At 37.4% G+C, this 11,752-nt stretch carries 8 protein-coding genes and 2 pseudogenes; 3 read left to right on the top strand and 7 right to left on the bottom strand.

Features of this window, described 5'->3' with window-relative positions; genetic code table 11:
• Positions 1-88 precede the first annotated feature (88 nt).
• The 4 genes and pseudogenes from trhO to MHH90_RS07135 all read right to left on the bottom strand — a co-directional run bounded on the left by trhO (position 89) and on the right by MHH90_RS07135 (position 4,025).
• Positions 89-1,072: an oxygen-dependent tRNA uridine(34) hydroxylase TrhO gene (trhO, locus tag MHH90_RS07120; protein ID WP_084828571.1), complete on the bottom strand. Its 984-nt coding sequence runs from the start codon at positions 1,070-1,072 to the stop codon at positions 89-91.
• Between the two features lie 188 nt (positions 1,073-1,260).
• Positions 1,261-1,983, bottom strand: a complete 723-nt coding sequence (locus MHH90_RS07125; RefSeq protein ID WP_002952657.1) for an ABC transporter permease — start codon at positions 1,981-1,983, stop codon at positions 1,261-1,263.
• Position 1,984: 1 nt separating this feature from the next.
• On the bottom strand, positions 1,985-2,896 hold the full coding sequence (locus MHH90_RS07130) for an ABC transporter ATP-binding protein (RefSeq protein WP_002950066.1): 912 nt from the start codon (positions 2,894-2,896) through the stop codon (positions 1,985-1,987).
• Positions 2,893-4,025 (bottom strand): annotated as a pseudogene (locus MHH90_RS07135) (ThiF family adenylyltransferase). Before MHH90_RS07135 ends, MHH90_RS07130 begins: the two are co-directional and overlap by 4 nt.
• Positions 4,026-4,357: 332 nt before the next feature.
• Between MHH90_RS07135 and MHH90_RS07140 the strand changes: the two are divergent.
• The gene (locus MHH90_RS07140) at positions 4,358-5,068 is read left to right on the top strand and encodes a LytR/AlgR family response regulator transcription factor (protein WP_011680876.1); all 711 of its coding nucleotides are present in this window, start codon (positions 4,358-4,360) and stop codon (positions 5,066-5,068) included.
• A gap of 135 nt (positions 5,069-5,203) precedes the next feature.
• Here the strand turns inward: MHH90_RS07140 and MHH90_RS07145 are convergent.
• Positions 5,204-6,555, bottom strand: a protein-coding gene (locus tag MHH90_RS07145) for an IS3 family transposase (RefSeq protein WP_148259541.1) whose coding sequence is annotated in 2 segments (ribosomal slippage) — positions 5,204-6,096 and positions 6,096-6,555 — 1,353 coding nt in all. Because the reading frame shifts where the segments join, the coding sequence is not laid out codon by codon here.
• Between the two features lie 55 nt (positions 6,556-6,610).
• On the opposite strand from MHH90_RS07145, the pseudogene MHH90_RS07150 reads away from it, so the two are divergent.
• A pseudogene (locus MHH90_RS07150) lies at positions 6,611-7,804 on the top strand (sensor histidine kinase); the annotation flags it as partial.
• A gap of 165 nt (positions 7,805-7,969) precedes the next feature.
• On the opposite strand, the gene MHH90_RS07155 reads toward MHH90_RS07150, so the two are convergent.
• Positions 7,970-8,671 (bottom strand): glucosamine-6-phosphate deaminase, encoded by a 702-nt coding sequence (locus tag MHH90_RS07155; protein ID WP_024704019.1) that lies wholly within the window; start codon positions 8,669-8,671, stop codon positions 7,970-7,972.
• 149 nt (positions 8,672-8,820) lie between these two features.
• Here MHH90_RS07155 and queA point away from each other — a divergent pair, with 149 nt between their 5' ends.
• On the top strand, positions 8,821-9,864 hold the full coding sequence (gene queA / locus MHH90_RS07160; protein ID WP_024009787.1) for a tRNA preQ1(34) S-adenosylmethionine ribosyltransferase-isomerase QueA: 1,044 nt from the start codon (positions 8,821-8,823) through the stop codon (positions 9,862-9,864).
• Between the two features lie 97 nt (positions 9,865-9,961).
• On the opposite strand, the gene MHH90_RS07165 is transcribed toward queA, so the two are convergent.
• Entirely contained in the window at positions 9,962-11,749 is a 1,788-nt protein-coding gene (locus MHH90_RS07165; RefSeq protein ID WP_011680872.1) for an ABC transporter ATP-binding protein, read from the bottom strand.
• Positions 11,750-11,752 lie beyond the last annotated feature (3 nt).

Below are 11,752 nucleotides of genomic sequence, written 5' to 3' on the forward strand. Positions count from 1 at the left end.
CTAATTGCAATATATATCTGTCATAATTTTAGAAATAATTTGCAAAACAAAAAGCCAAGATTTCTCTCAGCTTCTTCTCTATTTAAACTTAGGCTGGTGTTACATCCAAGCTCTCACCAATAGCCGCAAGGCGTGAGACAACTTCTTCTTGGCTCAAACCATTTTCAGAGACATAACGGTTACGTGGGTGAACACGACATTCATGTGAGCAGCCACGGAGGTATTTGTCTTCATTTTCCTCTGAAGCAAGGATACGACGGTTACAGAATGGGTTACCACAGTTGACATAGCGTTCGCAAGACGTGCCATCGAACCAGTCCTTACCGACAACGATAGGGTCTACATGGTTGATATCAACAGCAATACGCTCGTCAAAGACATACATCTTACCATCCCAAAGCTCCCCTTGAACCTCTGGATCTTTTCCGTAAGTTGCGATACCACCGTGCAATTGGCCAACATCTTTGTAGCCTTCACGGACCATCCAACCTGAGAATTTCTCACAGCGGACACCACCAGTACAGTAAACAACCACGCGCTTGTCCATGAACTCTTCCTTATGGTCGCGAACCCATTGTGGCAATTCACGGAAGTTGCGAATGTCAGGACGAATGGCTCCACGGAAGTGACCAAGGTCATATTCATAGTCGTTACGTGTATCAAGGACAACAGTATCCTCATCCAAAAGAGCGTCTTTAAACTCTTTGGGTGACAAGTAAGCACCTGTAGTTTCAAGTGGATTGATGTCGCTATCAAAGTTATTATCCTCTAAGCCAAGGTGAACAATCTCCTTCTTGTAGCGAACAAACATCTTCTTGAAAGCTTGTTCTTCTTCCTCATCAATCTTGAACCAAAGGTCCTCCATCCCTGGAAGGCTATGAACGTAGTCCATGTATTTTTGAGTGGTTTCATAGTCTCCAGAAACCGTTCCATTAATCCCTTCGTCAGCGACCAAGATACGACCTTTTAGACCGATTGACTTACAAAAAGCCAAGTGGTCAGCCGCAAATTGCTCAGCGTTTTCGATGGGAACGTATTTATAATAAAGCAATACTCGAATAGGTTTTGCCATTGTACTTCCTCTTTCTTTATGAAATATCTATATTTGTTGTTTGATAATAAAATCAACTTAACTATTATACCGCTATCAAAGAGGACTAGGCAATTGATTTGTTTGGAGGAGAATTGTCACAAAAGAAAAAGGCTGAGTACCAGATGTCTAAACCTGAGTTTCGTAAGATTGTTTTCCATAAGATAGTATTACAACTCTTTCTGTAGTGTCCCTAAGATAAGCAGTTGTGTCAGAAAAATCCAGAAAATAAGAACTCCTATATCTACAAGCGAAACAGTTCCATGTCTATAAAAGCTAGCTCTAAGAAGATTCGCAGAAGGGACAAATGGAAGTAGAAAATAAAGTTGATCTAACCAATCTGGAAGACGACCTGCCGGATACATGATTGGTGAAAACATAAGACCAATCATTAAAATAAGCTGAGACATTAGCGTGACAATATTTTGGGAAAATATATAAGCAATTGAAAATCCTAGACTAATCATTGTTAGGCAAATAAGTAACATCACAAAAACAGACAAAATTGACAAATTTAATTGGACAGAAAAGCGAAGACAGCCTAATAAAAAAGTGAAGAATACACCTGGTAAAATAGCAATTAACCATATACATAGGTCAGCTAAAGAAATTAGAATTCTAGGAATAGGTAAAGCTCGAATATAGTCCACATGACCTTCTGACTTGGCATTGGCTATAACAGGAGATGAAATCGTACAGCCAATAGAAATAACTCCCATTAAAACTGATCCAGAGGCAAGATAGTAAGCAGTTGTTGTGTCCATCTTACCAATTACCAACGGATACCCAAAAAGAAGTGAAACGGACAAAAGCACTTGAGCTAGTGTGAATAGAATGAATAGATTTTTTTGTCGAAGATAGTTCCAACGAAGTAAGTAAAAAAATTGAGTCATATCAGTTAACAAGCTCCTCTTTATAAAGATCGGAAATAGATAATGTTTTCATCTTAACTGAAAGGTTTGAAATAAGCCCTTTTTCTATACCTTCCTTAACTTGAATGAGTATTCGTGTTAATTCACTTTCTTCAATTTCCATCTGACAAACACAACCATTGACCATCGTAAAATGTTCGAATAGACTTAAAAATTCTTTACTAACAAAATTGAAAGAAATTTGATAATGATTTTTATAAGACATTTGGTGTACTGGACCAGATTTTAATAATTTACCATGGTTAAAAAGAGCAAAATTATCCGCATATTTTTCAACTTCTAGTAGATTGTGGGTAACAATGATAATAGTGTGTCCTTTATAAGCCAGTTTTTGTAATAATCGCCACTGTTTTTCACGACGTACAGGATCAACATCGTTGGTTGGTTCGTCAAGAAGCATGATATCAGCAGAGCCAATTAATGCCATGGCAAAAGATGTAAGCCGTTTTAAGCCTCCTGAAAGATTCTTCCCTTTTTTATCACGGTATTCTACTATTTCCAGATCTGCTAGAAGGTGCTCAATTTCTTTTTGGAGTTCTGAGGTACTTAACCCTCTCATTCTTCCAATCATCTCTAAATTTTGCTCAACAGTTAACTTTTCAAGAGGTGCATACTGTTGTGACATATAACTCATCATTGTTCGAGCTTGTTTACGGTTATGTATAAAAGAAATATCTCCGTAGTGAACATCTCCCTGATCAGGCTTAATAAAACCAATCATTTGCTTTAAAAGAGTTGATTTACCAGCACCATTATGTCCTATAAGAGCTGTGATTTTTGCAGCTTCTAGCTCTAAGAAGATATGGTTATTAGCAAAATGTTGTTTATCAAATGATTTTGTTAAATTTTCAATGGTGAGCGTTTCAAAAGTCATAATTTTATTTCTCCGTATTGAGAAAAGATTTCCCAATTTTCCTCCTTACCGTTACCACATGTAGGACACTCATCAGGATAATGTCCCCAAGGTTTGTGTGTGAACGACGCTCCGTTTTCATAATTAATCTCGTATTGGCGATTAAGACTCATTGGTTCTGCATATTTAGTTATTAATCGAACAGCCTCATCAACAATAGCAGATGTCAATTGAAACATAGCCGGACCATAAGCAATTGTAGGAATTTTCTTAGTAACAGTACGAATACCCCGAAATTGTTCCAAGAATAGACTATCAATTTTCGTGTAATGAATGTTTAAACAATCAAAACATCCTGTTTGATGGGGTACTACAGAATAAACACGTCCGCGACTAACTTGACTTGCACCAAAAACACACGGAATATTTTTTGTAACTACAGCTTTATTTACAATACGCTGAATATCATATTGTGGTTCATCAATAACACAAATAACAATGTCAACATTGTCTAATAATGGCAACAAGTCGTTTACACATGTTATACGTAAATTATGAGTTTCAACTTCGATATCAGAATTCATTTTTGACACTTCTTGATGGGCAATCTGTGTTTTAAGAGCCCCTACGTCTTCCTCCTTATATAAAAATTGCCTACCTAGATTACTTTTTTCAATGATATCAAAGTCCACAATTTTTATTTTTTTAGGTCCTAGACCAGATAGCAAAGTTAGTATATTGGACCCTCCTCCGCCAAGTCCTAATAAAAGAATTGTCGTTTCATTAAGTCTCTTTTGAATATCTATACTATCTTTAAAACTATTTAAATAGCGACTAAAATAGTAGATATTTGAATGATATCTTTCCTTAATACAATTTATTGTAGCACCTTCTTCAATAACCCCCTCCTTATCCAATAGTTCAATAGCACCTATTATATCTTGTTCCGTCAAATCTGGATACTTAGTTAAATAATATCTACAACGTCATTAATAGTCCTTCCATCTAAAATATTAACTAAACTCCACATTTTATCGTCCTCATCACTGATTTCAGTAGTTATACCAATTTGGGAGCCTACCCTAAACAAATTATCGTGAAGTTTATAAATAGGATATATTTCTTTTATTCTTGGACAATGGAATTTCATTTTTTCCTCACTATTTTTCAAAAAGAAAGACGAGGTGATTCTATAATTTCCCCTTGCCTTATTGTAGTAATTCTATCAAAAATTTTCCGTGATAGAATCGAAGGTAACATTTGCTTATATGTTTATTTAACATTTTTAAGCAATTAAATAATACCCCAGCTAATTTCGGTTTGAGCTACGGCCTTACGTACTTGAATGTTTTTCATTTGGAATTCTCCTTTCATCTTTAATAAGAATATTGTATACTAAACTTACATTTTTCTTACAATTATGTCATAATTGACCATTTTAACGTTATAACTAACATACAGAAATGAGTGAGGAGGTTTTCAATGTTAAAAGTTGCTATTTGTGATGACTCTGATAGAGATGCTAGCCAATTAGAACATTATTTACTTTCTTATGATAAATTTCCTCTAGAAACAAAACTTTATACAAATCCACAAAAACTCTTAAATCAGCGGACGCCAGACATCCACTGTGTCTTTTTGGATATCAATATGCCAGGAATCAATGGAATTGACGTAGCACAAAAGATTAGAAAATTTAATCCTTTCATTCCTATTATTTTTGTGACAAGTTATCGTGATTATATGGAACAAGTCTTCGAAGTTCAGACTTTTGACTATATCGTAAAACCGATAGAACCTCAAAAGTTAATGAAAGTATTGGATCGTATTTTGCGTTTTTTGGATATAGGCCAAGCACTTTTTACCTTCTCATTTGGTAAACACAATTATTCTGTCCCTTCGAGCGATATTGTATTTTTTGAGAAAGATAAACGTTCAGTATTTATATACACAAAGACAGGTACCTACAAGTCTCTACTAAAAACAAAAGAGATTTTGGAAAAACTCCCTAATTATTTTATTCAAATTCATGCTTCCTATATTTTAAACCCCAAATACATCAAAGACTTTGATTCAAAAACAGTTACTATTTTACTAAATGGGACTGAAGAACACCTACTCCCAATTAGTAGAAAGTTTCAGTTTTCTTTTAAAGAAAAGTATTACAGCTATCTAAGTGAAAGGCATTTTTAATGTTAGTAGGATTACGAATAATCAGTATCTTGTACGATTTATTTCTAGCAAGTATGTTATTTTATAGACCATTGTCTAAAATCAATATGAAAAAGAAGCCTTTAGTGTACTGACCCCAAAAAGTTGGACAATAAATTATTGAAAGGATTTAGTTCTGTATTGCACAGGACTGAGTCCTTTTAATTTTGTCTTGATACGTTTATTGTTGTAATAAAAAATATAATCCGTAATGGCTTGTTCTAGCTTATCAAGCGACTTAAAAGTCTTTTCATAACCGTAAAACATCTCAGACTTTAAGATGCCAAAGAAGGACTCCATCATGCCATTATCTGGACTATTTCCCTTGCGTGACATAGATGGACGAATCCCTTTGGATGCCAAGAAATCATGATAAGACTGGTGTTGATATTGCCACCCTTGGTCGCTGTGAAGAATAGTTCCTTGGTAAGAGGTAGCCGGAAATGCTCTTTTAAGCATGGTTTGAACCTGTTTTAAATCAGGTGAGCGTGACAAGGTGAATTCAATAATCTCACTATTGTATCCATCAAGAACAGGGGATAAATAGAGTTTCTCTCTAATATTTGGTAAAGCGAATTCAGTGACATCCGTATAACACTTCTCATAAGGCTTAGCCCCTTCAAACTGACGTTGAATTAGATTATCAGCTTTCTTCCCAATCTCTCCCTTGTAAGACGAGTATTTACGCTTACAACGAGTACGAGCAGCGAGTCCCATGAGTTTCATTAACCGTTGAACCTTCTTATGATTGATAACAAATCCTCGGTTTCTTAGTTCTAAATGAATACGACGGTATCCATAATTGCCTTTATGGTCAACGTAAATGGTTTGAATCATCTCTTTGACCTTCTTATCTTTCTTAGCTCTATTAAACCGTTTCAACTGATAATAATAAGTAGAACGAGCTAGCTTAGCGGTTTTTAGTAAGAGGTCTAATCGAAATCCTCCTGAGACCAGTTCTCTAACTGTTTCCGCCTTTTGCGCTGTAAGGCTTCGTCCCTCAAGCGCAATTCCCTCAACTTTTTTAGATAAGCTACCTCGGTACGCAGACGCTCATTCTCTTCCAGAATATGTTCTAGCTCAGTCATTTCTTTACAAGTTTTCTTTGGTTTACGTCCCATCTTACTCGGTCTCCCTCGTTGTTTCTCAACAATAGTATACCCGTTTTTCTTGTATTGTGCTATCCAATTGGTGAGTAGGGATTGTTGGGGAAGAGCATAATCCAGTGATACGGTGAGCTGAGATTGACCGTCAATAAGAACTTTATTAATGATTTCCTGCTTTAATTTAGAGGGATAATACTTATTTTTCCCTTTTTTAACAACCTCAATACCATGTCTCTCCATAAGCCGTACCATGTACTTAAGATTGGATAGACATACACCGTACTTTCGACTAATATAAGGCCAAGAAAAACCAGCCTGTCTTAACTGATATATTTCTAGTTTATCTTCATAACTTAATTTCATACAAAAACACCCCAATCGTTAGATTTTTTTCTGTCTAACTTTTGGGGTGCAGGTCATAGTAGCCCTTTTTTTCATATTGATTTTTCATGGGGAACTCGTGTTCCTATTCTCTGAAAGTCGTATTTTTTTGGTCAGTAATCTCCTTCTAAACATTTTAGAATACTATCTAATCGGTCTCAATTTTGATTATCCTATTCGCCAGTCTTCCTTTTGGATTCTTTTACAAACTAGTCTAAGTTTGTTAGCAGGAGCTGTCCTAAACCAAGGAATCCAACTAATTTTACCTTTAGGGGAACTATCAAAAAATTTAGAAGCTATTAGTTTGTATCTCGGAATAAGTTTCTTCTTATCTACAGGAATAACTCTTATCTTACGAAAGCTTCTCCTATCCCATCAAAGGCTTCGTATTGCTACTTCTAAGGGAAACTGGCTTTATCAGTTTATCGTGCCTCTTTTATCTATTTTCTTTGCTTTTACAATATCTGCCATTCAAGGAGGGGTATTTGGAGCAGATTACCTGTCAATCATTTCTCTCTCATCTCTCATTGTATTAACTCTCTCCTCTCTTTATTTTAATCTGTACCTTGCTCGTCAACAGCAGCAATATTACCAAAACCAATTGGAAAAAGAACAATTACAGTTCCAAGTTCGAGAAATACAACAATCTCAAGAAGAATATCAACGTCTCCAAAGCCTTCGGCATGACTTAAAAAATAAACATTTAACTCTTTTATCGCTTTTAGAGAAAAATCCTGAAGAGGCAAAAGATTATCTTTATTCATTAACAGATAGTATAGTAGGTGAACAAACTTTCTACTCTAAAAATCAAACTATTAATTTTTTACTTAATCAAAAACTACATCATTTAAAAGATGAGATAGAAATGGAAATTGATTGCTTTGTACCACAAGAATTATCTATTCAACCAGATATTTTAGCTGTTATATTAGGAAACTGCCTAGACAATAGTATTGCAGCTTGTCTCAGACTACCAAATAAAGAAAGAAACTTATCACTTAATATCCGATACTTTCAACAAAATCTTTTTATCAATATTAGAAATAATTTTGATGAGAAAGAAAAATCTACTCGTAAATCCCGTCAAAAAGATGGCTGGGGGTTGCGAAGTATTGATGCTCTTGTTCAAGAATATCAAGGTAATATCAAACACTTTATAAAAGATGGACAATATCAAATAGAGATTTTATTACCAATAAAAATAGGGACTATTCCGACTAAAGAATTTTAGGTAATTGATGAAAAATGAGTAATAATTAGGTAACGTAAATATTTGAAGTCAAAATCTATATTATGTTTATTCATTAATAAACAGGTTGAGTAGCACTAGCTCAACCTGTTTTTTTCTATAACTTTCTGATTACCTAACTCGCATCTGCTCGACTCATGTTTTCTCCTACAATTTCGCAGCAGCAGCCTCATCTAAGATAAGAGTCACGTCTGGATGATGTTGCAAGACACTAGCTGGCACTTCCTCTGTCACTGGCCCCTTGACCATCTTGAAAATGGCATCTGCCTTCTTGTCACCATAGGCAAACAAGATAATCTTCTTAGCAGCCATAATAGAAGCAATTCCCATTGAAATAGCCTTTGTAGGGACTTGGTCACGACTGGCAAAGAAACGGCTATTTGCTTCAATGGTGCTATCCGTCAAGTCGACCACATGGGTTTGACTATCAAAAGGCGTACCTGGCTCATTAAAACCAATATGCCCATTACTTCCGATTCCTAAGATTTGCAGATCAATGACATGTTGTGCCAAGACGTCATCGTAATCCTTAGCCGCCTTCTCCAAATCTTCAGCCATACCGTCAGGTAAGAAGCTTTCCTTAAATGGCTTGGCATCAAAGAGTTGAGCCTTCATAAAGGCATGATAGCTCTGCTCATGCTCTGGTGATAGTCCGACGTATTCATCCAAATTGACGCTGTAAAGTTCCGAAAAATCCACGTCACTCTCAACCATCTCTTGGTAAAGGGCGATAGGGGAACTACCTGTCGCCAATCCCAATGTTTGAGCACCCGCTGTAAGGCTCTCTTTTAGAAGTTCAAAGGCAACTTTGCCTCCCTCAACTTGATTCTTAACTAAAATCTTTTTCATTCTATTCACCTCAATATTGGTATATACCATTTTCTTTATTATCTCTTTTTTAACCTTCCTGTCAAGCGTTTTCACTTGATAAGTTTAATGACTGTCGCCCTATATCGTGCTATAATAAAAAGGCTGAAAATTTTTAAACGAGGAAACAAATGAATACAAACGATTTTGATTTTGAACTACCAGAAGAACTAATTGCCCAAACCCCATTGGAACAACGTGACGCCTCTAAACTCTTAGTCATTGATCCTGTAACTAGGGAAATGACTGATACCCACTTCGACCACATCATTGATCAGCTTAACCCTGGAGATGCCTTGGTCATGAACAATACGCGCGTGCTTCCTGCCCGCCTCTACGGTGAAAAAACTGATACACACGGCCATGTAGAATTTCTCCTTTTGAAAAATACCCAAGGTGACCAATGGGAAGTTTTGGCCAAACCAGCCAAACGCCTTAAAGTAGGTGCTAAAGTCAGTTTTGGTGATGGTCGCTTGACTGCCACTATCACTAAGGAACTGGATCACGGCGGACGTATCGTAGAATTTAGCTACGACGGTATCTTCCTTGAGGTTTTGGAAAGCTTAGGCGAGATGCCACTGCCACCTTATATCCATGAAAAATTGGAAGACCGCGATCGTTATCAAACGGTCTATGCCAAGGAAAATGGCTCTGCCGCTGCTCCAACAGCTGGACTCCATTTCACACCTGAGTTACTTCAAAAAATTGAAGCTAAAGGCGTAAAATTGGTCTACCTCACCCTCCACGTTGGACTAGGAACCTTCCGACCTGTTTCTGTCGATAATGTCGACGAGCATGAAATGCACTCAGAATTTTACACCCTCAGCCAAGAAGCGGCCGATACCCTCAATAGTGTCAAAGCTGCTGGAGGTCGCATTGTTGCAGTAGGGACAACCTCAATCCGAACACTGGAAACAATTGGAAATAAATATGATGGCCAACTCCAAGCCGACTCGGGCTGGACCAATATCTTTATCAAACCAGGTTATCAATTCACAGTCGTAGATGCCTTTTCAACCAACTTCCACCTTCCAAAGTCAACCTTGGTGATGTTGGTTTCAGCCTTTGCTGGTCGTGAATTCGTCCTAGAGGCCTACAAACACGCCGTCCAAGAACGCTACCGCTTCTTCAGTTTCGGAGATGCCATGTTCGTAACACGACCTTCGGAAAAATAAATAGTGATGTTGAGACTTCTCTTACAGGGGAAGTCTCTCTTACTGCACATCACATTCAGAAAAAATCCACCAGTTATGAACTGGTGGATTTTTTTGTTTATTTCTCTGCAAATTGACTATTATACAAATCGTAATAGAAACCTTTATCTGCAAGGAGGGATTCATGGTTCCCTTGTTCGATGATTTGTCCATCTTTAAGGACCAAAATCTTGTCTGCTTCTTGGATTGTTGATAAACGGTGAGCGATGACAAAACTTGTTCGACCTTGCATAAGTGTCTTCATGGCTTTTTGAATCAAGAGTTCCAGACGGGTATCAACTGATGAGGTTGCCTCGTCCAAAATCAAGATTTTAGGGTCAGCCAAAAGTGCACGGGCTATGGTCAAAAGTTGCTTTTGTCCCAGTGAAATGTTACTTGATTCCTGGTTTATTTCCATGTTGTAGCCACCAGGCAGCGTACGGATAAAGTGATCCACATTGGCAGCCTTCGCTGCTTCAACAATTTCTTCATCAGTTGCCTCAAGATTACCAAAACGAAGATTTTCCTTGATAGTTCCTTCAAAGAGCCAAGCATCCTGAAGCACCATACCAAACTGTTTACGATAATCTTTACGCGACAAGTTGCGTATATCATGACCATCAACCGAGATAGAACCTGCAGTAACATCATAGAAACGCATGAGAAGATTGATAATAGTTGATTTTCCAGCACCGGTAGGACCGACAATAGCCACCATTTCACCAGGATTAACCTCAAGATTAAAGTCACGAATCAAAGGTTTATCAGCTACATACTGGAAGTCCACATGATTAAAGATAACTTGACCAGTTAAATCTCCTTCAAGCACCTCAGTAGCATCATTAGCCTCGTCTGGTTCATTCATCAGTTGGAAAATACGGTCCAAGGAAGATTTAGCACTCTGCAATTGTCCAGCCAGCTGAGTCAAGTTCTGAATAGGTTGATTAATCTGCCAAACGTACTGAACGAAAGCCTGCATATTACCAATCGTCAAGCGACCAGCCAAGACTTGCAAACCACCTAGGACGGCAACAATTAGATAGGTCAAGTCAGATAAACCATTAAGGAAAGGCATCATGAGGCCTGAAATGAAATTGGCCTTAAAACCTACCTTTTGAAGGTCTTCCGTAATTTCTTTAAAGTCGTCTAATGATCTACCCTCACGCCCAAAAAGTTTAATCACATTGAAACCAGTCAGATTTTCCTGAACAAAACCGTTAAGAGTACCTAGGGCATCAGCCTGCTGCTTAAAGTAAGGTTGAGACTTACTCATAATGAAGCGAGCACCAAAGTAAGAAATCGGAATAGTGATAACAAACACAGCTCCCAACTGAAGATTAAGGTAAAGCACTGTCCCAATAACCAAGGCTAGAGTAAAGATGGCGTTGACAACCTGCAAGAATGACTGCTGCAAGGCATTTGAAACTGTCTCGACGTCACTAGTAAAGCGACCCAAAAGGTCTCCAAATTGTTGCTTATCAAAGTATGACACTGAGGTACGATTGATTTTCTCAATCATCTCATTTCGCATATCCTGAACCGTTGCTTGCACAGCATTGGTCATAAAATAGTTGGAATAGTAAGAAGCCAACTCATAGATGAGACCACGCAAGAGGTAAAAGACCAAAACTAAACCAACGTAGGACACGTTGATATGAGCACCTGCTACCCCCTTAATGATGTCCAGTGTATTTTTAGTCAGTTCCGTAATGGCTAAACCAATGACCACCGGCTCAATAACACTCATGATGACACTAATAATTTTCAGGAAAATAGCTAAGTAAAGTGGGAAACGATAAACCTGCAAGTATGACCAAAGGCGGCCAAAACTTGAGGAATGAGTTGTTTTCTTTTTATTATCCTTCATTTT

The sequence above is a fragment of the Streptococcus sp. FSL E2-3488 genome (assembly GCF_038003585.1).
Classification (GTDB): domain Bacteria; phylum Bacillota; class Bacilli; order Lactobacillales; family Streptococcaceae; genus Streptococcus; species Streptococcus thermophilus.